The organism is Moraxella sp. CTOTU47579, assembly GCF_032004885.1.
Classification (GTDB): Bacteria; Pseudomonadota; Gammaproteobacteria; order Pseudomonadales; family Moraxellaceae; genus Faucicola; species Faucicola tetraodonis.
This window is the reverse complement of the sequence record NZ_DALZOJ010000018.1, coordinates 13,393-35,685: the sequence shown is the minus strand read 5'-3', so window position 1 is coordinate 35,685 and position 22,293 is coordinate 13,393. Positions and strand designations below refer to the sequence as shown.

The window sequence follows — 22,293 nt, the reverse complement described above, 5'->3', positions numbered from 1 at the left end:
CTGACTGCTTTTTTTGTTATGATAGCGCTTTTTTAAAGGGCTGCGTAACTTCAGATAATAACCTCTTAATATTTCACCGCAAAAATGGCTGATATATTAACATTTTTTAACAATTTGCATAAATTATTTTTAAAATCGTCAACTTGTTAATTTAAAGCTATCAAAGTGTTGGGTAGAGAAGTTATCGGATTTGAAAAACTTGGATGGTAGCCTGGCTGCTGGTTGCTAGGGCTTGTAATTTCGCTTGATAAACGCGGTATTTGTGACGACCACTTTCAACCTGTTCGGGGGCGGCGTCGATGACTTCTAGCAGGCGGCTAGCTTGGGTATCTACAATTGCTTCGTTAGTGAGATTGATGACGACGCCATCAAATAAGGTGACAAGTTCGATATTATCAGTAAGTACCACACTGGCAGGGAGTTTTTGGTGGTAAAAGGCATCAAGTCGCTGGATAATTTGGTGGGGAATAAATGCCACATCACTCAATGACCATAATCGCTCATCAAGTGAGGGTAATATCTCGGACGCTGCCACCACGATAATGCTATCCTCGCTTTTGGCTAGCACGGTTGAAATCAGCTGGCAGACGAACGCCAGCTGTTTTTTTTGCGGGGATAAAATATAAAAACTAATTTGTGATGCCATCATTAGGGGTCAGCGTCCTATCACCTAGACTGCATCTTGGGCAGCTTGGCGATAAAGATAATGCATCAATAACGGTACTGGACGACCCGTTGCGGTTGGCTCTTTGCCCGACTGCCACGCTGTCCCTGCAATATCCAAGTGCGCCCAAGGAATATCTTCAACAAACTTGGATAAAAAACACGCCGCTGTGACTGACCCTGCTGGCATACCGCCAATGTTTTGCATATCTGCCATGTTGGATTTAAGCTGCTCTTGGTAGTCATCATCCAGTGGCATGTGCCAAACACGGTCATACGCTGATTCGCTAGCTTGTTCAAGCTCAAAAATCACATCTTCATTGTTACTGTATAGACCTGAGCGCACATAACCCAGCGCCACAATACACGCCCCCGTCAAGGTTGCCATGTCAATAATCACTTTTGGCTGATAGCGCTGTACATACACCAAGGTGTCACACAGTACCAAACGACCTTCGGCATCAGTATTGAGGATTTCGACGGTTTTACCATTCATGGCGGTGACGATATCGCCAGGGCGAGTCGCTGTTCCTGATGGCATATTCTCCGCACAAGCGAGTGCGCCAACGACTTGCAGCGGTAGACGCGCTTCACATAGCGCTTTAATCATGCCCATGACTGCCGCTGCACCGCCCATGTCGTATTTCATCTCACCCATGCCCAGACCTGGTTTGAGTGAGATACCACCACTGTCAAAGGTGATGCCTTTACCTACAAGTACAATCGGTTGCTCTAGGCTTGATTTTTTGCCTTTGGTTTTGCTGGTTTTGTCTTTTTTGGCGGCTTTGCCATTGTACTCAAGTAATACTAGCTTAGCTTCATGCGCGGAGCCGCGAGCGACTGCCAAAAAGCAGTTCATCCCTAATTGCTGCATGTCTTTTTCACCCAATACCTTGACCGTCAATAGCTCTGGGTATTGATTTGCCAAGCTTTGCGCTTGCTCTGCAAGATAGGCAGGGAAACATACATTCGGTGGCTGATTTGCCAAATCCTTGGTGAGTGATTGACCTTGGGCAGTCGCCTGCTGCAGCTGTAGTAGGTTGTCAAACGCGGCTTGGTTGTCTGCACTGACCAATAAGGTCACGTCTTTTAGCGTCGGTTTATCCGCTTTTTGCGATTTATAAATATCAAAGGTATAGCTTTGATTCAACAGGGCTAACGCCAACTGACCAAAACTCACTTCATCCATACTATCGCCTAAACTAATCACCGCAGATTTGGTAAGACGGCTCAAACTTGCATAAATTGCTTTGGCAATTTTTTGCAAGCTACCGCCGTTTAATTTATCTTGACTGCCCACGCCAACCAACAATAAACCCACATTGTTGTCAGTACCATAATTGATTGCGGTATCGGCAAGCTTACCCTTAAAACGACTCGCTTCAATCAAGCGACTGACAGCGGTTTGTAGTTCGCTCGTTAGTTGCCCCATAGTTTGGCTATTGTCATCTACCAATACCACGTGATAGCTGTTCTTGACCGTTTTTTTAAGCGCGGTCGCTAGTGTCAATGTCAAACTCATTTAAGCTCCTTAATTATTGTTATCAAGAAATAACTATTATCATAGCATACCTATTATGGTATTTGGGTTATAGCATTGGGTTATCACTGCGTGATGGAATAGCAGGCGTCATTGTGTAGGGTAAAATGCGGTTGTAAAAAGTCTTTGTAAAAATTGGCTTTGATAAAGCGGCTGTAAAAAGTGGTGGTGAAAAGTCATTGTGAAATGTTACCTTACAGTATTCATATTCATAATCTCTCGGCAACGCGCTAAAATAGCCGATTAACAGATGCGCTCAATGGTATGATGTCGTACAATATTGGCATTTACTTCCCTAGCTGTTTGAATTGATTAATTTTTGAGTAATATTAGGTGGTTACTTGTGATATTACGACGCTATATGACGCAACAAGTCGCCGCTAATACTGCGATTGTGCTGTTATTTCTGATGGCGCTGATGCTTGGCGGTCGCTTAATACGCTATTTTGGTATCGCTGCAGAAGGCAGGCTGGATGTGGGTTTGCTATTTGCCATTATTGGCTATAACATTCCAACCTTTCTTGAGCTAATTTTACCGCTGTCATTTTTTATCGCACTGATGCTCGTGCTCGGTCGTATGTACGTGGATCAGGAGATGAGCGTCCTGTTTGCCAGTGGTATCAGTCGCGGTCGTCTGACGCGTTTGATGATTCCGCTGATTACTGGGTTATTTATATTTCAAATGGGAATTAGTCTTTTGGCAAAACCATGGGGACTGTCTAACAGTAAGCAGATTTGGCAAACCCAGTCGCTCGGTAGTTTGCTTGATTTAGTGCGTCCAAAAACCTTTATCAGCAGTGGCAACTATCACCTGTATGTCGATGAGTTTAATAAAGAAAAACGTGAACTCAAAAACCTATACGTGGTGCAACAGCAAACCGACAAAAGCGGCAAAATCGCCAAAAACGATGTTATCATCACCGCCACGCGCGCCTATCAAGTACCCAGTAAAGACACGGATAGCTCAATGCAGCTGGATTTGTTTCAGGGTCGTCGCTATGAGCTTGGCACCAACAACGCCAAATACAACCAAGCCAGTTTTGAAAAATATCGCATTACCCTAGAAAAACCTGCCAGCGAAACAATTACCGAAACCAATGTTGAAACCCAAACCACTGCCAAACTGCTCGCCCATACCCAAAAACCCGAAGTCAAAGCCGAGCTTGGCTATCGCTTTACCATGCCGTGGCTGATTATCATTGCGGCGATGCTTGCTACCCCGCTTGCACAAGTACGCCCCCGTCAAGGACGCTGGCTTCGTCTGTTACCTTCAGTGCTCATATTTGCTAGCTGTGCGATTAGTATCATTTCGCTACGCACTGCCATTGGTAAAGAGCGCATTAGTGAGTACGCGTATATTTGGCTAATCGTTGGTTTTATCGCATTTGCATTGTTGTTAAATTGGCAAAGCCGCGTGGTACATCGTGTCCGCTATCGTCGCCAAAGTCGTCAGTTGTCCGCAGGCGGTCAGCCATGATTTTATCTCGTTACGTTAAAAAACAAGCGCTTTTTGCCATGACAGGGGCTATCATTGGTCTTTGGCTACTTAAAGTCGTCTTTGATTATCTGGCAGAGTTGCAGGATCTCAATGACCATTACAATTATTTAGATGCCTTGCGTTTTATTGCCTATAGTGCACCCCGTGATTTACTCGACTATATGCCATTTGGCACACTATTAGGCGCAGTGGTAGGTCTAGGCTTGCTTGCCAACACCAGTGAGTTGACGGTGATTCAAGCAGCAGGCATCAGCCGCTTTAAAATAGTCGGTTGGGTGATGCAACCAGCGATTATTTTTGTCATTATCCGTTTGTTGCTTGGGCAGTATGTAGTGCCAACTAGCAATCAGTTAGCGCACCAAGTCAAGCATGACAAACCTTTGCTATCAAGTGCCATCAACGGTTATTGGGACAAACAAGCCAACCGCATCATCAATATTGACCATGCCAATACCAAAGGCGAGCTCAAAAATATCAAAGTTTGGCAGCTAGACGACAACGCCCATATCCAACAAGTGCTGCAGGCCGATACCGGCAGCTTTGTCAGTCAAAATACCGCTGATAAGACATCGGGCTGGCAGCTGCAACAAATCAAACAATTAACCATCGCCGCCGATGGGCACAGTCAGTTGACTACCATCCCGACTATGACGCTGCAATTACCCATTGAGCCGTCAGCGATTTATCTGTTAACACGCAGACCTGATAACATGTCAGTGACCGAATTATGGCAGCACCAACAGCTCTTAGCCAAAGACAAACGCCGCTCGCTTGAGCATGAAGTTGCCTTTTGGAAAAAGCTATTGGCGCCTCTTGCCATGCTATCGCTAGTGTTGGTTGCTTGTTCATTTGTATTTGGCTCCTTGCGTAACCAAAGCTTGGGCTATCGTATTGTGATCGCTCTTTTATTTGGCTTGGTATTTAGTTATCTGCAAGATTTGGTCGGGTTTGTCAGTCTAAGCACGGGATTTTCACCGTTTTTTATGGTGCTGTTACCGATTATTGCCAGTGCCGCGCTTGGCGTGTATTTAATTAGAAATAAAAACTGATATGTCTGCTGATTTATTGACTGACCCGCGTGTCGAAGCCCATCCGTTTGGTAACTTCTTTTTTGCTGATACCAAAGTCTTGATGATGGGTACAATGCCGCCCACACCTGATAAATGGTGCATGGCATTTCATTATCCCAATTTTTATAATGATATGTGGCGTATCATGGGTAAGGTGTTTTTTGATGATATTGATTATTTTCGAGTCGGTGATGAAAAACGCTTTGATGCCGAAAAAATCAAAGCATTTTTACAGGCTTATAACATCGGTGAATGTCCTTCAGTCACTCACGTCATCCGCGAAAAAGGCAATGCGGCTGACGAACATTTGACCGTGGTTGCTACGGTTGATTTGGGTAAAGTTTTGGCACAGCTAAAGCAGGTCAAGTGGATTTACACCACCGGTGGCAAAGCCACAGAAGTGCTGATAGCGCTGGTCAACCAAAGTATCAGTGACCCCGCGTCACCCTATTTTGATCCCAGTCAAACACCCTATAAACTGCCAAAAACCAATCAGTTTCTTGAAGTTAACGCTTTTGGGCGAACATTTGGTATTTATCGGTTGCCATCGACCTCGCGCGCTTATCCGCAAAGCTTGGAGAAAAAAGTAGCCGCTTATCGCGCGTTTTTTACTTTGGCGGGGATATTGCTCGCAAGCGGCAGTTAGCACAATCGCCAGTTAGCACAATCAGCAGTTAGCAAATGATAAGCAAGCTGCCATGACACAATTGATATAGTCACTGTGATGACCCTACTTTATACTCTTGCCTAAGACTGATAATCAATGCTGACAGTCAACGCTTACCGTTAATGCTTACAATCATCATTTCAAAACACACCGTATAAAATCAAGGCATGGGAGCCGATACATGGCCAACACCGCACCACCAATCTTGCTTGTCATCGCAGTTATCAGCATGATTGGTTGTGAGCAATCTGATTCTCAGCAGCCAGCACCCCCTACCGCTGCCACCGTGAGCGCGCCCCAAGAATTCGATGATAAACCATTGCCCCAAGTATTAGACACACAGGCAATCAATAAAAACATGCTTACCGTCAGTCAATTGGCGCAAGGTTATGTGATGCCGGCATCAAGTACCATCAACGACTATCAAGAAGCGTATTTTACTGTCATCAAGCAGCCAAGTATCGATGCGGCTGCAGCCAGTGAACCAACCGCCCTTAATCAATTTGACTATATACCCATCTCGCCTGATATGATTTTTGTCAAAGCTATGCTGAGTCATTTTGATGAAACCATCGCGCTTGCCAGTATTGAGCAGCGATACGGCAAAAATCCTGAACTGCTAGGTTTAGCCCGAGACATTATTAGCTCACGCCAAAATGAATCACAAATATTACAGAATTGGCTTGCCATGCAACTGATTCAAAACACCGCGGACCCTAATCAGCCGATGGCAGATAGTGTAGCAGCCCAGCAAGAAATCGATAGTATTATCGATGATATGCAGCAAGAAATGGTGGACACGGTCATGACTAAAAACGCCGACCAAGCGTTTGCCCAAACCGTGCTGATTCATCATAAAGGCGCGATTGCGTTCTCACAAGTGGTTGCCAAATATGGTAACGATGACAAAGTGCGTAGCCTTACCAATACCCTAATCGATACCCAACAAGCCGAAATTCAACTTCTACAAAATTGGCTCCGTAACCATGGGTACGCCCAATAATCGTTTGCTGTAGCAAATAAAAAGGGCGGATTATAGCGCGATAACCCACCCTTTTTTAGGATTAAATTCACCCAAATTGATGTTGGCTAACTTGATGCTTGCTAGCTGTCATCCACATCATGAACCATTCGCGTGAGCGTGATTTGCCGCTGTAACTGCCGAAGCGGTCTTAGCTCGTCAAGCAGCGATAGTATTAAGCCAATCGCTTGCGGACTGGCATCAAAATCACGGCGTAGGCGTGAGGCAAGGCGCACTGTGGTCAGTTGTGCGCTATTAAAATAGGGCTGGCTGTCGATGGCAGGCGTTTCAGCATAAATAATATCTTCATCCATTAGCGCTAATACCCAGCTTTTATCCCAACTACTCGCCATAATCAAGTCATCTAGGGTTAACCGTAATGATAAATCCGTATTGGTGGTTTGAGCCATGTTGCACTCCTGTTGTGTATCTATAGTTATGTTTGGTGCTTGTTTGTCATTTTTTTTTATTGTACTGCCTGTTTTTTTTGCTTAGTTATTAATAGCGCTTAATTATCAATAGATTAGCGCGTTGGCACAAATGAGGCAAATGCCGATTTGAACGCTTCAAACGCTTGGATATCTGCGTCTGTATCGATTTTTGGCAACACGATATTTAAACTTAAATATAAATCACCGGCTTCTTTAGCTGGGATACCTTTACCTTTAAGGCGAAGATTGGTACCAGTACGGCTATTTTTTGGTACATTGACATTGACCTTGCCAGCAGGCGTGTTGACCGTGATTTGACCGCCCATGGCTGCTTCCCAAGGCGCAACATCTACCGTTTGGAACACGTCTTTGCCTTCTACACGGATATTGTCTGGGTGATTAAATTTAATTTTTAGGTACAAATCGCCATTATCACCGCCATATGGGCTTGGATTGCCTTGTTTTGCCAAGCGAATTTGTTGTCCTTCGGCAATACCTTTGGGGATTTTGACTTCAATAGTCTTGGTTTGATAATCCAGCCCTGTCGCGGTTTGTATGGGTAAATTTAGGCTAATTTTACGGGTATCGCCTTCATAAGTGGCTTTCAAATCAATTGATAACTCGGCGTGCTGATCGTCGCCTTTGGTCGAGCGTTGCGACTGTCTGCCACCAAATCCGTCTGAAAACCCGCCTGCACCGCCCCCGAATGTCGAGAAAATATCATCAAATCTAAAGCCACCCGCGCCTTGCGACTGACGACCGCCAGCCCCACCGCCAAACTGACGGAGGATTTCATCCAAATCCGCTTGGCTCATATTGGCATTAAAGCCCTGACCGCCGCCAAAGCCTTGACCCATATAAGGATTGTCGAGCATCAGATCGTATTGGGCGCGTTTTTCAGCGTCCTTGAGCGTTTCATAGGCGTTATTGATTTCACCCATTTTTGCGTCGGCATCGGGTGAGTCGTTGATATCAGGGTGATATTGTCGCACCAGTTTGCGATAGGCTTTTTTAATATCTGCTTCATTGGCTTTTTTATCGACGCCTAAAATGTCATAATAGTTTTTTTCTGCCATTATTATTGTCCTTACGATTTTGCGAATAGTGCTATTCGCGCAGCAATGTGATGATATTAATATAATGGCTATTTTGGTATTTTTCAAAACTTCTTTGGTAATTGACGATGATGAGCGCCAAGTGATATCAGCGCTTAATCGCAGTTTTGGGCTTTTTTTGACAACAGGATAACAGATGACAAAGGTTGCATTGCTAGATTATGGCATGGGTAATTTACATTCGGCGGGTAAAGCCTTGACGGCAGTGGGCGCTGATGTGTCGATCACGCGTGACCCTGCAGTCATTGCGGCGGCAGACAAAATGGTCTTCCCTGGTGTAGGGGCAATGCGCGACTGCATGGCAGAGATGCAGGCAGCGGGTATCGCTGATGCTGTCAAAACGGCTGTATTTAATAAGCCTGTAATGGCGATTTGTGTGGGGATGCAGGCGTTGTTTGAGCGCTCAGAAGAAAATGATGGGGTAAACTGTCTAGGGGTACTGGGTGGTGACGTCAAACGCTTTGATGATCATTGGCTAGATGATAAAAACGAACGCATTAAAGTACCGCATATGGGCTGGAATACTATCACCCATATGGATTTGGCGCATCCGCTATGGCAAGGGATTGAAGATAATACCCATTTTTATTTTGTGCATAGTTTTTATTGTGTGCCGTCTGATACTTCGATTGTGGCGGCAACCTGTGATTATGGCGTTGAGTTTTGTGCCAGCGTGATTAAAGATAATTTGTTTGCGACCCAGTTCCACCCCGAAAAAAGCCATACCGCAGGGTTGCAACTATTGAAGAATTTTGTGGAGTGGAAAATTTAGTTGTTCAAAACAACAGTAAAAGGGCGCGATGTATGCCCTTTTTTATTGCTTGTTTTTACTGGTTGGCATAAACCGCCCTCACCACTTTCCCAATCGTAGTAATCCCTTTTTTCAAGGTATCATCATCTTGGGCGATGCTTAAGCGGATACACTCATGGGCATGCCTAAAGTTCTCGGTATCCACGCCCACAAAGAAATGCTCGCTTGGGATAATCAGCGTGCCTTTGGCTTTTAGTCGCTCATACAGCTCAACCGTGGTTATCGGCAAATCTTTAAACCATACCCACAAGAAAATCGCGCCTTCAGGCTTGTGGATTTTCATCGCATTGTTATAGGGGCTTGGCAAGTCGCCCAGTTCTTGTTTTAGCAGCTGCACCGCTAATTTGGCTTGTCCTTGATAAAACGGACGAATATGATTGTCTGACAAATCTTTTAGCCGGTCATCTTGTAGCAGTGGCGTAGCAATCGCCGCGCCAAGACGGGTCGGCGCTAAATTAACAATCGCATTTAGGCTGCTAATCGCTTTGACCACCTGCGGATTGGCGACCACAACCCCTGTACGCACCCCAGGCAAACCGATTTTTGATAAGCTAAAGCACAAAATAATTTGCTCATTCCAATTGAGCGTGGCTTGGCTATAGATGATATTGGGGAATGGCATCCCATACGCATTGTCAATAATCAGTGGGATATCAAAACGCTTAGCAATTGCTTCAAGGCGCGCCATTTCGTCATCGGTCAGCACGTTGCCTGTTGGGTTGGTGGGGCGTGAGCAGCAAATTGCCCCAATTTCACCGTCGTGCAATTCAGCCAAATTTTCTAGCGTATCAAAATCGACTCGGTATTTAAAAAAGCCGTCTTCACCTTGATGTTGCACAAATTCGATGCTGGGTGGCACTGCGATAAAATGCTGCCCATCCACATGGGCATCGGCATAACCCACATATTCTGGAGCAAGTGGTAATAGAATTTTTTTATCAATGCTGCCTTGTGCTTGATCGTCAAACTGCCCACCAAACAAGTTAAATAAATAAAAAAATGCGTTTTGTGAGCCATTGGTCAGGGCGATATTGTCTGTGGTAAGTCCCCAATCATAATGGCGATTAAAAAAATCTACCAATGCGGCAATAAACTTGGCATCGCCCTGCGGCGTTGAATAGTTTCCGATATTTTCGATGGCCATTGAGCCCATATCACCTTTAGCTAAGGTTTTAAACACCGACCAATAGGTTTGGTTAACTTTATCAATACGTGCTGGATTGCCACCGCCGAGCATATTAATCGGTTGCTCACTGTTAAGCGCGTTGCCCAAATCATCCATTAACTGCAAAATACCGCTGTTTTTGGTAAACTTTTCACCAAACTTTGAAAACTGCATGATTGCCCCTTTAATTTTGCCAAGCTATCTGCGTATTATAACAGGATGCCAGTGCCGTTGCCCGTTTTGACTTAGCTGTACAGCCACCATCAGGATACCCCAGCATGAAACCGCATTTACCCAAACTTAAAGGCTATAGCCACACTTGGCAAACCACCTTGATGGTGATGTTGATGGTACTGGTGAGCGTGGCGTTGTCGCTGTGGTTTTTTTGGCGCAGTCTGTATTTACCAGAGCTACAAAACCATGCAACTTATCTTGCCAATCAGCTGTTGATGATTGATAAAGCGGATAAAGATTTTAAAAACAATCCCGAGCTTAAAAATTGGATTATTGATGCCTCGCATATTAACGTGATTACTGACCCACAACAGATACCTTCTTTTCAAGAAAAAACCTTGGTAGATTATTTTACCCAGCGGATGGCAACACAGATGGAAACCGTGATGCAGCGTCCTGTATCGGTCAATTTTAAATTCAAACCCGTGCCGATTTTGTATATTCAAGACAGTGCGCATCCGGATGTTTGGCTGCAAGAGCCTGTCAAGTTTTATGCCAAATATAGCCCAACGTCGATTTATTTTTTCTTATTGGGGATCCCGCTTGCCACGTTGCTGACTATTTTGTTTTTGGTAAGACAATTAAATCGCCCGCTCAAACGCCTACAAAAAGTGGCAATTGATTACATCACCCTTGGGCACGCCAACAATTTGGCGACCAATGAAGGCTCAACAGAGATTCGTCAGGTGAATTTGGCATTTAACCGACTGTTTCATAACCTGATCCAAACCCAAAAAGAACGCAATATTATGCTCGCTGGTATTTCCCATGATTTGCGCACGCCACTGACGCGGATGCGACTCACAGCTGAGATGCTACCCGATGAGTTTTTGCGGGAAGGGTTGGTGTATGATATTGAGGACATGGACGCGATTTTGGAGCAGTTTATTTCATTTATGAAAGATGGCTCAGATGAAGCGGTACGATTGACCAATATGCGTCCCATCATTAACGAGATTGTGGTGCAGTTTGCCCCTACCCCATTTATTATCGATATCCAAGACGATTTGCCTAGTGTGCCATTACGACCCTTATCCATCAAACGTCTCATTGTTAATTTGGTCAATAATGCTTGTCGCTATGGTCAGCCGCCGATTCATATTGAGATTGGCATTGATGATGATCTACAGCCTACTGAGCAAGTGGTCACCGATGAAACCCTAACGCCAGAGATAACCTCTAGACAAAAATACTTAACCATTAAAGTTAGCGATGAAGGGCAAGGCGTTGCCGAAGATCAGCTTGAGCGGATTATGCAGCCGTTTGAGCGGGGCGAAACGGCACGTACCACGCAAGGGAGTGGGCTTGGGCTTGCGATTGTAAGCCGCATTACTCACCTGCACAATGGTAGCGTCATCGCTCGTAATCAGCCCAATGGCGGCGGCTTAGAAGTGGTGGTGAATATTCCGATTATAGAATAAAGCTGACAGAAGACTAATTGGTTACTTAATAGGTTAGGCTAACCATGATTCTTTAGTAACTTTGGTTTTGATAACTTTGGTTAAGGTAGCCATTTTTACTTTTTAGTACCAATCATGGGGGGTAATTCATTTGACACATTGGTGGCTGTGACAGGGTGAACCAATGCTGCACGCGCCTGTGAGACGGACTGGCTTTCAGTAGGTTTGCGCAAAAAACTATAATAACCAAAAACCGCCATGTTGAGTGCCACCAAGGCTAAAAATAAGTAACGCATGCCATCCTCGCTTGTGATGATTTCGCTCATCGGTTAATTGATGTGCGCAAATTTCGCTAAACCATTGAGTTACTCACTAAAATTTAGCCCAGTCTGAGCAAATTTGCAAGCATCACTGGTAACGAGCTTATGACCCTTGCACTTGCGTGTATTTTTTCTCGCTACTTTTTTGGGTAATTTCATCGGCTTCAATACTTGACGCTAGCTGGCTTTTCGGCCAAGTCATGATAAATCGCGCCCCACCCAAGGTAGGGCTTTCATCCACTGACATGCGACCATTAAACCAAAACGCAATTCGAGACACGATTGATAAGCCGAGACCATAACCACCCGAGGCACGGGTACGACTATCATCCAGACGCGCAAACGGGATAAAGACTTTTTCACGGTCTTTTTCTGGAATACCCTGTCCATCATCTTCCACACTGATAAAAGCTTCGTTTTTTTCTAAGCCGGCTGAGATGATAATAGTGCTTTCGGCATACCGGGTGGCATTACCTGCCAAGTTTTGCAACACGCGGTGTAAATAGCGTCTATCGGCTTGTGCAAACGCACCTTTTTGCACCTTACCTACTTTGACGGTGACAGGTTTACCAAGCGCATTGGTCTCGCGGACAATCTGCGAAACGAGTTCTTGCAAATCGACATCTTCCCAGTCCATTTTAGGTGAGCCTTCTTCAAGCTTGGCATAGGTCAAAATTTCATCAATCAAGCCATTGAGCGATTCGATATCTTGGTCGATATAATCACGCTGACTCATCCGATCGTCATAATCATCAGTATCAGCCAGCATATCCACAGCAAAGCGAATACGTGCTACTGGGGTACGCAGCTCATGGGATACTGCACGAGTCAACTCGCGCTGCGATTCAATCAAACGGCGGATGTGCTCAGTCATACTATTAAAGGTTGCCGCTAGATGGGCAATTTCATCTTCGCCCACGACTTTTACTTTGGTATTGAGCTTACCTTCGCGCACTTTGGTGATACCGCTTTGAATGAGCTGCAGTTTACGCTCTAATGGGAAAATCAGCGCATACACCCCTAGACTGATTAAGAACATACTAATGAGCGTGATACTAATAATCAGATTAAGCGGAAACCAGTTAAACAGTGGAATGGGTCCCAAATCCACCACAGTATCTTGGAGTTCAGTCGGCGCTAGTACCCGAATCGATGAATTCTCTACACTGGTATTGTCACGGAACATAATCACGATATCTTTGCGATACAGTCGCGCTTTTTGGTCGGTATCAAGTTGCAGTTTATTAACGGATTGCAAGGTGAGCTTAAAAGGGAAAAATTTTTGAATTTGTTGCAAGCGTTGCTGTTTTTCTGCCAAGGTGCGATAGTAAGACAAATCATCGAGCAGCAACACGCCTATCCCTTTAATTTGTTGCTCATTGAGTTTATTGACGCTGACATGCAAGACGTTGTTCTCACCCGATACTTTATGATAAATCTCTGCGGTATTGGTATCGCCATTAAAACGTACTACGGCTTGTTGTTTGTTGAGTCGATTAATTTCGCTGGTTTTAAAATCCGCTTTTGAGGTCGGTTCGATTTCAAACTTAGTATCAAATAAGGTACTGACATCAGAGAGCCAAAAATTACGCTCTTGCGCCGTTACTTGGCGCGACAACCCTGAGTCAATGAGATAAAATGCCGCTGATGCCATATCCTCGCGATAAGTCTGTACGCGCTCTGCGTTGATAGTGGTGATAAGCAATTGCGCAAACAACGCAACTAACAAACAGATAAGTAACAGACCTGCATAAATCCGCAGAAAGATGGATTGGTTTAAGGACGATAATAGTGGCATAAAAATCTAGGGTTAAGGTCGAAAAATAATAGCCGTATTATTACCTAGCAAAATTAATATTACAATGTAAAATTCATGAAGCGATTGTCTAGTAACGTAGCAAATTGTTGTGCTAAATCTACCAGTTGCTAGGTAGCAAAGTTACCAGTGATAGCGATAAAAAAAGCCAGCCTGATGCTGACTTTTTTCAATACTGTGTTTATCAATACTATGTTAGTTTTCTTTGACAAACAGATAGCCTTTACTGCGAACGGTTTTGATACGTTTTGGGTTTTCTGGATCATCACCAATTTTTGGACGGATACGAGAAATACGTACATCAATCGAGCGGTCTTGACCATCATACTCGATACCACGCAGACGTTCAAAAATGTCTTCACGCGATAAGATACGACCTGCATTTGATGCCAACAACCACAATAAATCATATTCTGCACTGGTAAAGTCAACAAGCTCATCGTTCAAAGTAACCGAACGACCGCCGTTATCAATAACCAAATCACCAAATTCAAGGCGCTGCGGCACTTCATCAGTTGGCGCGGTATCAGAGCGGCGCAATAGCGCACGAATGCGCGCTAATAACACACGCGGCTGAACGGGTTTTGCCACGTAGTCATCCGCACCCATTTCTAGACCTAATACTTGGTCCATATCTTCGGTACGCGCGGTTAGCATTAAGATAGGGTTATGAAAATGAGGACGTACTTCACGGCATACCGTCAAACCGTCACTACCTGGCAACATCACATCAAGCACCACCATATCAGGCTGCTCAGCCACGATACGACGAATCGCACGGTTACCATCAGTTTCAATTGCCACATCTAGACCATTTTTACGCAAATAATCTTGGGTCAAGGTTGCAAGACGCTCATCATCCTCTACAATCAATACGCGGGGTATCAACTCTTCTTCTGACATAATTTCCTCCAAAAAATTTTATACATACTCTTAATACTTATATCAGAATATATCTTTATTTATCTATCAGCAATAGGTAATGAAAGTTTACGCATTACCTGTACTACTACAATATAATTGAATTAATTTAGCGAAAAAATAGCCAATTTAATATTGTTAAAACGTAACTAAACATAAAAAAAGTATAAATACCACATATAATAAGATGCAAAAGCATACGATATAAGGTTATCTATTCAATAACTGATAAAAATTTTTTGCTAGCTTTGGTTTAAAAGATAATTAGTAAAATTTTAATCGCTCTTTTTTTAAGCATTTATATCTTTAAGCACCCATAAAAAAAACAGTGGTCATAGCCACTGTCTTTAAACATAGTACCATCAAAATTAGGCACGGTTTTTGAATTTTTGTAAGGTTTGCAATTGTGCCAAAGATTCTGCCAATGCTGCCAAAGCCGCAGAGGTGTCGATATCGGCTTTTTGATTTTGCAAGCTTTGTTCTGCATGACGACGTGCTTCCAAAATTTTGGCTTCATCTAAGTCATTTGCACGTACTGCTGTATCTGCCAATACCGTCACTAAATGCGGTTGTACTTCTAAAACACCACCTGATACATACACCATTTCATCATTGCCATTGCTGGTTTTGATCTGCATGGTGCCCGGCTTTAATAGCGTAATAAAAGGAATATGTCCTGGCAAAATACCGACTTCACCTTCTACCCCAGTAGCAATTAACATACTAATCTCACCAGAGTAGATAGTTTCTTTCGCACTGACGACATTACATTGTAAAGTTGCCACAGTTCTCTCCTATGGTATTGCAAAATTAGGTTGATAAAACCCTGTTACTTTATTTTAAACTAACAGGGTTTGATTGAGAAATTAGCCGCGTAGTTTTTCTGCTGCAGCAACCACTTCTTCAATACCACCTTTCATGTAGAATGCTTGTTCTGGCAAGTCATCATACTCACCATTCAAGATTGCTTTAAAGCTTTGAATGGTTTCACGGATTGGTACGTATTTCCCTGGTGAGCCAGTGAATACCTCTGCAACGTGGAAAGGTTGTGACAAGAAACGTTGGATTTTACGTGCACGGTATACCACTAATTTATCATCTTCTGATAATTCGTCCATACCCAAAATCGCAATAATGTCTTTCAACTCTTTAAAGCGTTGTAACACTTCTTGGACACCACGAGCAACAGCATAGTGCTCTTCACCAATGACTAGTGGGTCTAACTGACGCGACGTTGAGTCGAGTGGGTCAACCGCTGGATAAATACCTTGTGAGGCAATATCACGGCTCAATACCACTGTTGCATCTAAGTGAGCAAATGTTGTCGCAGGTGATGGGTCAGTCAAGTCATCGGCAGGAACATATACTGCTTGAACAGAAGTAATAGAACCTGATTGGGTTGAAGTAATACGTTCTTGTAATACACCCATCTCTTCTGCAAGTGTTGGCTGATACCCTACCGCAGATGGCATACGACCTAACAATGCTGATACTTCGGTACCCGCTAGTGTATAACGATAAATATTGTCAACGAACAATAATACGTCACGACCTTTACCGTTTTCATCTTTTTCGTCACGGAAGTATTCCGCCATGGTCAAACCTGTCAAGGCAACACGTAAACGGTTTCCTGGTGGCTCATTCATCTGACCATACACCATCGCAACTTTATCAAGTACGTTTGAGTCTTTCATCTCGTGGTAGAAGTCATTACCTTCACGAGTACGCTCACCTACACCAGCAAATACAGATAAACCTGAGTGTGCTTTTGCGATGTTATTGATAAGTTCCATCATGTTAACGGTTTTACCAACACCTGCGCCACCGAACAGACCGACTTTACCACCTTTAGCAAATGGGCATAGTAAGTCAATTACTTTAATACCCGTTTCTAAAAGTTCAGTAGAGTTTGATTGTTCATCATAGCTTGGCGCTTCACGGTGAATAGCCCAAGTGTTGCTATGCTCTACCGGACCTGCTTCGTCAATTGGACGTCCTAAAACGTCCATGATACGACCTAGGGTACCTTTACCCACAGGTACAGAGATTGGTGCGCCAGTATTGCTAACTGGTAAACCACGTTTTAGACCTTCAGTAGAACCCATGGCAATAGTACGTACGATACCATCACCCAATTGTTGTTGTACTTCTAATGTAGTTTCTGTGCCTTCAACTTTTAAGGCATCATAAATTCTTGGTACGCTTTGACGGTCAAATTCAACGTCAATAACCGCGCCAATAATCTGTACAATACGACCGCTACTCATTACGCTCTCCTTGAATGTAGGTCAATTATGAAACAGCAGCAGCACCGCCAACGATTTCCGAAATTTCTCGGGTAATCGCCGCTTGACGCAGCTTGTTGTAAACCAATTGTAATTCGTTAATTAAGTTACCTGCGTTATCCGTTGCTGCTTTCATAGCAACCATACGTGCAGACTGTTCAGAAGCAATATTTTCTACCACACCTTGATAGACGATTGATTCAACATAACGTCCCATCAAACCATCAAGCAGCTCTTTGGTAGTTGGCTCATAGATGTAATCCCAGCTGTGTTCACGATTTGCCATCGTTTCATCAACCAAAGACTCAGCCGCAATCGGTACTAAGCGTTGCACACTGGGATTTTGGGTCATGGCATTCACAAATTCGTTATATACCATGTAAATCTCATCAATTTCGCCACGATTATACGCATCAAGCATTACTTGAACTGGCACACTAAGTTGCTCAAAGCTTGGGTTATCACCATAGTGAGCTTCCGCAGCAATCACCGTACCACCGAATGTTTTAAAGAAGCTCACGCCTTTTTGACCAATCACCGCAAAGCGCGTTTCAACCGATTGGCTTTTTTGTTGTTTGACATGCTGCATCAATTTTTTGAATAAGTTGATATTCAAACCACCTGCAAGACCACGGTCAGAACTGACTACAATATAGCCAACACGATTAACCGCACGAGGCACTAGATAAGGATGTTTGTAGTCTGGTGAAGCTTTAACTAGATGAGAAACCACTCGACGCATGCTATCAGCATAAGGACGACCTAGTTGCATACGTTCTTGGGCACGTCGCATCTTACTCGCTGCAACCATTTGCATGGCACGAGTAATTTTCTGGGTACTTTTAATACTAGCAACTTTTGCTCGAATTTCTTTTAAACTTGCCATAAATAATCCATACAGCCATGTTTAGTTTCAGTCCACGCCCATTGATATAACATGGACGAAATTTGGAAAAATGAACAAAGTAATCATAACCCCTTTGTTCATTTATTCTATGACAATGCAGTTCTAAAATTTCACTAAATCTTAGAAAGAGTGATTTTGCTTATAGTTTTCAATCGCTGATTTGAATTGGTTTGCGATATCATCATTATAGTTGGCAGTGTTATCAATGTCTGCCATAAAATCACCATGTTGGTCACGTAGGTAACGTAACAAACCTGCTTCAAATGCACCCACTTTGTTCACTGGGACATCAGCTAGATAGCCTTCGTTAGAAGCATAAATTACCGCAGCTTGTTCAGCGATGCTCATTGGTGCGTATTGATTTTGTTTCATCAATTCAGTCACACGTTGACCATGGTCAAGCTGTTTACGGGTCGCGTCATCTAAGTCAGAAGCAAACTGTGCAAAAGCTGCCAATTCACGATACTGTGCCAATGCGGTACGGATACCACCTGACAATTTTTTGATGATTTTAGTTTGCGCTGCACCACCCACACGAGAAACTGAAATACCCGCATTCACCGCTGGACGGATACCTGAGTTAAACAAGCTTGACTCTAGGAAGATCTGGCCGTCAGTGATTGAAATCACGTTGGTTGGTACGAATGCTGATACGTCACCTGCTTGGGTTTCGATAATTGGCAAGGCAGTTAATGAACCTGTTTTACCTGTTACAGCACCGTTGGTGAATTTTTCTACATACTCAGCGTTTACGCGTGAAGCGCGCTCTAATAGGCGTGAGTGAAGGTAGAATACGTCACCTGGGTAAGCTTCACGTCCTGGTGGACGACGTAAAAGCAATGAAATTTGACGATAGGCTACGGCTTGTTTTGATAAGTCATCATAAATGATAAGTGCATCTTCACCGCGGTCCCGGAAGTATTCACCCATAGTACAACCAGAGTATGGCGCGATGTACTGCAGCGCTGCAGGTTCAGAAGCAGATGCAACCACAACCGTTGTATAAGCTAGTGCGCCTGTTTCTTCTAGTTTACGTACCACGTTTGCGATGGTTGAACGTTTTTGACCAACGGCTACGTACACACATTTAATGCCCGAGTGTTTCTGCGCGATGATCGCATCGATTGCCATGGCTGTTTTACCAGTTTGGCGGTCACCAATGATAAGCTCACGTTGACCACGTCCGATTGGAATCATGGTATCAACGGCTTTATAACCTGTCATTACTGGCTCATCAACTGACTGACGGTCGATAACGCCTGGGGCGATTTTTTCAACTTTATCCGTCAACTTGGCGTTAATTGGGCCTTTACCATCGATAGGATTACCCAGTGCATCTACCACACGACCTAAAAGCTCGGGTCCAACTGGTACTTCTAAAATACGACCAGTACAGTAAGCTTTTTGTCCTTCTTGGAGGTTTAAGTATTCACCTAGAACAACCGCGCCGACTGAGTCTTGTTCAAGGTTTAGCGCCATACCATATACGCCACCTTCAAACTCAATCATTTCGCCGTACATGGCATCTTCAAGACCATGAATCTGTACGATACCGTCAGATACCATGACAATAGTGCCTTCGTTCTTTGCTGTGGCACCCGCAGTCAGGTCTTGAATTCGCTGCTTAATCAGATTACTGATTTCCGCTGGATTCAATTGTTGCATTGCACTGTTCCTTAAATTTTACTGACTAGAATCAATTTTGTTGAAATTTATGCCGTCAGCTGTGTTTTTAACTGTTTTAATTTGCCACGTACAGAGTCATCGATTACTTTGTCACCGACCTTAATCGTCACACCTGCAATTAGGGCAGGGTCTACATTGACATGTAGTACGACCTTAGCGCCTAGGGAGGTGGCAAGTCGGTGTTCAATGAGTTGCTCTTGCACTTGCGTTAATGGATATGCCGACGTGACATACGCATGAACTTCTTTTGCATCAGCGGCTTTTAATAAACCAAAACGCTCATTGATACTGGGTAATAATGCCAAACGATCTTGCTCTGCAAGTTGCGTCAAAAAATTAACAAAAGCATTGGAATCTGCTTGTGCCCCACCCTCAATAGCGGTGCTTAAAGTTTTAAACACGGTATTGCTATCTTCAGGTGAACTTTGGTTATAAAGGTCTTTTAAAGTAGCGACTTTAGCTTGTGCAGCAACTGCTGGATTATTGATATAATCGGCAAATGCTTTATCACTAACGATGGCATTCATCACGTTTAAGTAATCTTGCCACTCATTGACAGCGTGATGCTCTTTAGCATAATCAAATGCTGCTTTTGCATAGGGTCTTGCTAAGGTTGATAAATCAGCCATCATATCCTCACTGTACGGTTGCTACTTATAACTTGGCTGCCAATTGGTTTAACATATTGGCATGAGTTTCTGGATTGACCTTTTCTTGTAAGATTTTTTCGGCACCGAGTACGGCAAGTTCTGCAACCTGCGCGCGTAAACCTTCACGGGCTTTATTAATTTCTTGATCAATTGCTTCACGCGCTTGTTGACGAATACGTTCGCCTTCCACTTGTGCTTGCACTCTGGCATCTTCAATCATTTGATTGGCGCTTTTGTTCGCTTGGTCAATGAGTGAAGCGGCTTTTGCTTTTGCTGCGATAAGCTCTTGCTCTGCAGCTTGTGATGCAGTTGCTAAGTCTGCTTTGGCTTTTTCGGCAGCATTTAGGCCATCTGCGATTTTACGTTGGCGATCCGAAATAGCAGCAACCAAAGGCGGCCACACAAACTTCATGCAAAACATCACGAAGATGGCGAATGCAATCGATTGTCCAATTAGGGTTGCATTGATATTCACTTAGAATCCCTCGTTAATTAAGTTTCTTCAATCCTTGTCCACATAAGATGATGTGGACATTGTACTGATAGTGTACCTATTAACCTGCTAAAGGATTTGCGAATAACAATAACATTGCAATACCAACACCGATCATCGGTACGGCGTCAAGAAGACCTGCCACGATGAACATACGAGTTTGCAATTGTGAACCTAGTTCTGGTTGACGAGCGACGCCCTCTAAGAATTTGCCACCTAAGATTGCAAAGCCAATACCTGTGCCTAGTGCACCTAAACCGATTAGCAAAGCAACGGCAAGAACGGTCATACCTTCTAGAGTCATTGATGTATCCTCATTACTGTTTTGAAATTAATGTTCAGTTTGTGATGCAAGGCTAAGATAGACAATGGTTAGCATCATGAAAACGAACGCTTGCAAAGTGATTACTAAAATGTGGAAGATTGCCCACGGTACTGATAACACCCATTGAATCCAAAATGGCATAAGGGCGATTAACACAAAAATTAATTCACCTGCATACATGTTACCGAATAGTCGTAAGCCAAGTGAGATAGGTTTTGCGATTAGAGTTACAAACTCTAGGATAAAGTTCACTGGAATCAATAAGATTTTAGCGATTGGGTTTTTTGCGCTAAATGGATGAAGGGTTAATTCACCAATAAAACCGCCAAAACCTTTTTCTTTAATACTATAAAAAATGATCAGTGCAAATACTGAGAACGACATACCAAGCGTCACATTTGGGTCAGTACTTGGTACGACTTTCATGTAAACATGGTGTGGGTTATGTCCTAGCAAACCACCAATTTTTTGTGCAATTACAGGCAAATAATCAACTGGCAGAAGATCCATGAAGTTCATCAAGAAAATCCACACAAAAATTGTCAATGCCAATGGCGCAATAACTTTTGATGTGCCATGATAAGTATCACGAACGTTACTATCAACAAACTCCACAATCATTTCAATAAAAGCTTGCATTTTGCCGGGTACACCCGAGGTTGCTTTTTTTGCCACCATATAAAAAATGGCACAAAAAAGCACCCCTAAACCAATCGACCACAGCATTGAGTCTAAATGAATCGCATTGAAACCCATTTCAGAAGCTTGCTGTTTGGTTTCGGCAACTATCCAACCTTCTGTTGGGTGATTACCGAAAGTCCAGTTTGTCAAGTGGTGATTGATATACTCATTTGAAGTAATTTCTGCGTTTGCTTCTGCCATAATCTTAACTTCTTTTTTATATTGAGCCGATAATAGAGGGAGTTAGCGTCAGATATTTCGTCTAATCACAAAAATTTGTAACTTAACACTATAATCGTATCTAACTGAGCTGATGATACTCAATGAGAAGTGCAAACATGACGTCAAAGGCACATCGAGGCGTTTAAGCAATCTGCTTAACTAAGGTGATGAACCGTGAATAAACAACTTGTTTATCAACGTAATAATATAGGCTATCGACCTACTGTGTTTTGCTTGACTCAAATAAGTGGGTCATCAGTAAAACATATATGCAATTGCTTGAAAACTAATTCTTTTTAGCCAATTAGCGCTGAGCAATCGCACCTTCAAAAAATTTTCACTATATTAATTCAACTGTTACCTTTTTGTAAA

The 22,293-nt window shown here is 43.4% G+C and carries 22 protein-coding genes; 6 read left to right on the top strand and 16 right to left on the bottom strand.

Going from position 1 to position 22,293, the window contains the following annotated elements; translation table 11 throughout:
• Positions 1-181 precede the first annotated feature (181 nt).
• Both RTP55_RS09885 and RTP55_RS09880 read right to left on the bottom strand, forming a co-directional pair.
• A complete protein-coding gene (locus tag RTP55_RS09885; RefSeq protein WP_312385833.1) occupies positions 182-649 on the bottom strand; it encodes a DNA polymerase III subunit chi in 468 nt (155 codons plus the stop codon).
• A gap of 21 nt (positions 650-670) precedes the next feature.
• On the bottom strand, positions 671-2,185 hold the full coding sequence (locus RTP55_RS09880; RefSeq protein WP_312385832.1) for a leucyl aminopeptidase: 1,515 nt from the start codon (positions 2,183-2,185) through the stop codon (positions 671-673).
• A 379-nt stretch (positions 2,186-2,564) separates the two neighbouring features.
• On the opposite strand from RTP55_RS09880, the gene lptF reads away from it, so the two are divergent.
• The 4 genes from lptF (at position 2,565) to RTP55_RS09860 (ending at position 6,441) form a co-directional block, all read left to right on the top strand.
• Entirely contained in the window at positions 2,565-3,680 is a 1,116-nt protein-coding gene (gene lptF, locus RTP55_RS09875) for an LPS export ABC transporter permease LptF (RefSeq protein WP_050772855.1), read from the top strand.
• Positions 3,677-4,750 carry an LPS export ABC transporter permease LptG gene (gene lptG / locus RTP55_RS09870; protein WP_203171281.1) on the top strand — a complete coding sequence of 358 codons (1,074 nt, stop codon included), beginning with the start codon at positions 3,677-3,679 and terminating at the stop codon, positions 4,748-4,750. The genes lptF and lptG overlap by 4 nt, the downstream gene beginning before the upstream one ends.
• Before the next feature lies 1 nt (position 4,751).
• Positions 4,752-5,417, top strand: coding sequence for a DNA glycosylase (locus tag RTP55_RS09865; protein WP_312385831.1), 666 nt, complete (start codon positions 4,752-4,754; stop codon positions 5,415-5,417).
• 202 nt (positions 5,418-5,619) lie between these two features.
• A complete protein-coding gene (locus tag RTP55_RS09860) occupies positions 5,620-6,441 on the top strand; it encodes a DUF305 domain-containing protein (protein ID WP_312385829.1) in 822 nt (273 codons plus the stop codon).
• A gap of 101 nt (positions 6,442-6,542) precedes the next feature.
• Here the strand turns inward: RTP55_RS09860 and RTP55_RS09855 are convergent, their stop codons facing one another.
• A complete protein-coding gene (locus tag RTP55_RS09855; protein WP_050325155.1) occupies positions 6,543-6,869 on the bottom strand; it encodes a chaperone modulator CbpM in 327 nt (108 codons plus the stop codon).
• A 113-nt stretch (positions 6,870-6,982) separates the two neighbouring features.
• Positions 6,983-7,966: a DnaJ C-terminal domain-containing protein gene (locus RTP55_RS09850; RefSeq protein ID WP_099833316.1), complete on the bottom strand. Its 984-nt coding sequence runs from the start codon at positions 7,964-7,966 to the stop codon at positions 6,983-6,985.
• A 175-nt stretch (positions 7,967-8,141) separates the two neighbouring features.
• Between RTP55_RS09850 and hisH the strand changes: the two genes are divergently transcribed.
• Positions 8,142-8,777: an imidazole glycerol phosphate synthase subunit HisH gene (gene hisH, locus RTP55_RS09845; RefSeq protein WP_159675682.1), complete on the top strand. Its 636-nt coding sequence runs from the start codon at positions 8,142-8,144 to the stop codon at positions 8,775-8,777.
• A gap of 55 nt (positions 8,778-8,832) precedes the next feature.
• On the opposite strand, the gene RTP55_RS09840 is transcribed toward hisH, so the two are convergent.
• Positions 8,833-10,155 carry a valine--pyruvate transaminase gene (locus RTP55_RS09840; protein ID WP_312385826.1) on the bottom strand — a complete coding sequence of 441 codons (1,323 nt, stop codon included), beginning with the start codon at positions 10,153-10,155 and terminating at the stop codon, positions 8,833-8,835.
• A gap of 104 nt (positions 10,156-10,259) precedes the next feature.
• Here RTP55_RS09840 and RTP55_RS09835 point away from each other — a divergent pair, with 104 nt between their 5' ends.
• Positions 10,260-11,636, top strand: coding sequence for an ATP-binding protein (locus RTP55_RS09835; protein ID WP_203171273.1), 1,377 nt, complete (start codon positions 10,260-10,262; stop codon positions 11,634-11,636).
• Positions 11,637-11,731: 95 nt separating this feature from the next.
• On the opposite strand, the gene RTP55_RS09830 is transcribed toward RTP55_RS09835, so the two are convergent.
• The 11 genes from RTP55_RS09830 to atpB form a co-directional block, all read right to left on the bottom strand.
• The gene (locus tag RTP55_RS09830) at positions 11,732-11,911 is read right to left on the bottom strand and encodes a hypothetical protein (RefSeq protein ID WP_159373956.1); all 180 of its coding nucleotides are present in this window, start codon (positions 11,909-11,911) and stop codon (positions 11,732-11,734) included.
• Positions 11,912-12,038: 127 nt separating this feature from the next.
• The gene (locus RTP55_RS09825) at positions 12,039-13,733 is read right to left on the bottom strand and encodes an ATP-binding protein (RefSeq protein WP_312385823.1); all 1,695 of its coding nucleotides are present in this window, start codon (positions 13,731-13,733) and stop codon (positions 12,039-12,041) included.
• Positions 13,734-13,946: 213 nt separating this feature from the next.
• Positions 13,947-14,654: a response regulator gene (locus RTP55_RS09820; RefSeq protein ID WP_007115827.1), complete on the bottom strand. Its 708-nt coding sequence runs from the start codon at positions 14,652-14,654 to the stop codon at positions 13,947-13,949.
• 386 nt (positions 14,655-15,040) lie between these two features.
• Positions 15,041-15,457: a F0F1 ATP synthase subunit epsilon gene (locus RTP55_RS09815; RefSeq protein ID WP_007115826.1), complete on the bottom strand. Its 417-nt coding sequence runs from the start codon at positions 15,455-15,457 to the stop codon at positions 15,041-15,043.
• An 81-nt stretch (positions 15,458-15,538) separates the two neighbouring features.
• Positions 15,539-16,939 carry a F0F1 ATP synthase subunit beta gene (atpD, locus tag RTP55_RS09810; RefSeq protein ID WP_007115825.1) on the bottom strand — a complete coding sequence of 467 codons (1,401 nt, stop codon included), beginning with the start codon at positions 16,937-16,939 and terminating at the stop codon, positions 15,539-15,541.
• Between the two features lie 25 nt (positions 16,940-16,964).
• Positions 16,965-17,843 (bottom strand): F0F1 ATP synthase subunit gamma, encoded by an 879-nt coding sequence (atpG, locus tag RTP55_RS09805; protein ID WP_007115824.1) that lies wholly within the window; start codon positions 17,841-17,843, stop codon positions 16,965-16,967.
• Positions 17,844-17,984: 141 nt separating this feature from the next.
• A complete protein-coding gene (gene atpA / locus RTP55_RS09800; RefSeq protein WP_007115823.1) occupies positions 17,985-19,529 on the bottom strand; it encodes a F0F1 ATP synthase subunit alpha in 1,545 nt (514 codons plus the stop codon).
• 47 nt (positions 19,530-19,576) lie between these two features.
• Positions 19,577-20,179 (bottom strand): F0F1 ATP synthase subunit delta, encoded by a 603-nt coding sequence (locus RTP55_RS09795; RefSeq protein ID WP_076775457.1) that lies wholly within the window; start codon positions 20,177-20,179, stop codon positions 19,577-19,579.
• A gap of 25 nt (positions 20,180-20,204) precedes the next feature.
• Positions 20,205-20,675 carry a F0F1 ATP synthase subunit B gene (locus RTP55_RS09790; RefSeq protein WP_036594652.1) on the bottom strand — a complete coding sequence of 157 codons (471 nt, stop codon included), beginning with the start codon at positions 20,673-20,675 and terminating at the stop codon, positions 20,205-20,207.
• A 79-nt stretch (positions 20,676-20,754) separates the two neighbouring features.
• A complete protein-coding gene (gene atpE / locus RTP55_RS09785; protein WP_007115820.1) occupies positions 20,755-20,997 on the bottom strand; it encodes a F0F1 ATP synthase subunit C in 243 nt (80 codons plus the stop codon).
• A gap of 27 nt (positions 20,998-21,024) precedes the next feature.
• Positions 21,025-21,900 (bottom strand): F0F1 ATP synthase subunit A, encoded by an 876-nt coding sequence (gene atpB / locus RTP55_RS09780; RefSeq protein WP_219300284.1) that lies wholly within the window; start codon positions 21,898-21,900, stop codon positions 21,025-21,027.
• Positions 21,901-22,293 lie beyond the last annotated feature (393 nt).

Coding starts and splice junctions, on each gene's coding strand:
- RTP55_RS09825 (WP_312385823.1), bottom strand. CDS start 13,733: ATGCCACTATTATCGTCCTTAAACCAATCCATCTTTCTGCGGATTTAT.
- RTP55_RS09860 (WP_312385829.1), top strand. CDS start 5,620: ATGGCCAACACCGCACCACCAATCTTGCTTGTCATCGCAGTTATCAGC.
- hisH (WP_159675682.1), top strand. CDS start 8,142: ATGACAAAGGTTGCATTGCTAGATTATGGCATGGGTAATTTACATTCG.
- RTP55_RS09795 (WP_076775457.1), bottom strand. CDS start 20,179: ATGGCTGATTTATCAACCTTAGCAAGACCCTATGCAAAAGCAGCATTT.
- lptG (WP_203171281.1), top strand. CDS start 3,677: ATGATTTTATCTCGTTACGTTAAAAAACAAGCGCTTTTTGCCATGACA.
- RTP55_RS09885 (WP_312385833.1), bottom strand. CDS start 649: ATGATGGCATCACAAATTAGTTTTTATATTTTATCCCCGCAAAAAAAA.
- RTP55_RS09855 (WP_050325155.1), bottom strand. CDS start 6,869: ATGGCTCAAACCACCAATACGGATTTATCATTACGGTTAACCCTAGAT.
- atpA (WP_007115823.1), bottom strand. CDS start 19,529: ATGCAACAATTGAATCCAGCGGAAATCAGTAATCTGATTAAGCAGCGA.
- RTP55_RS09835 (WP_203171273.1), top strand. CDS start 10,260: ATGAAACCGCATTTACCCAAACTTAAAGGCTATAGCCACACTTGGCAA.
- RTP55_RS09880 (WP_312385832.1), bottom strand. CDS start 2,185: ATGAGTTTGACATTGACACTAGCGACCGCGCTTAAAAAAACGGTCAAG.
- RTP55_RS09830 (WP_159373956.1), bottom strand. CDS start 11,911: ATGCGTTACTTATTTTTAGCCTTGGTGGCACTCAACATGGCGGTTTTT.
- RTP55_RS09820 (WP_007115827.1), bottom strand. CDS start 14,654: ATGTCAGAAGAAGAGTTGATACCCCGCGTATTGATTGTAGAGGATGAT.
- atpD (WP_007115825.1), bottom strand. CDS start 16,939: ATGAGTAGCGGTCGTATTGTACAGATTATTGGCGCGGTTATTGACGTT.
- RTP55_RS09850 (WP_099833316.1), bottom strand. CDS start 7,966: ATGGCAGAAAAAAACTATTATGACATTTTAGGCGTCGATAAAAAAGCC.
- RTP55_RS09840 (WP_312385826.1), bottom strand. CDS start 10,155: ATGCAGTTTTCAAAGTTTGGTGAAAAGTTTACCAAAAACAGCGGTATT.
- atpE (WP_007115820.1), bottom strand. CDS start 20,997: ATGACTCTAGAAGGTATGACCGTTCTTGCCGTTGCTTTGCTAATCGGT.
- atpB (WP_219300284.1), bottom strand. CDS start 21,900: ATGGCAGAAGCAAACGCAGAAATTACTTCAAATGAGTATATCAATCAC.
- atpG (WP_007115824.1), bottom strand. CDS start 17,843: ATGGCAAGTTTAAAAGAAATTCGAGCAAAAGTTGCTAGTATTAAAAGT.
- RTP55_RS09865 (WP_312385831.1), top strand. CDS start 4,752: ATGTCTGCTGATTTATTGACTGACCCGCGTGTCGAAGCCCATCCGTTT.
- lptF (WP_050772855.1), top strand. CDS start 2,565: ATGACGCAACAAGTCGCCGCTAATACTGCGATTGTGCTGTTATTTCTG.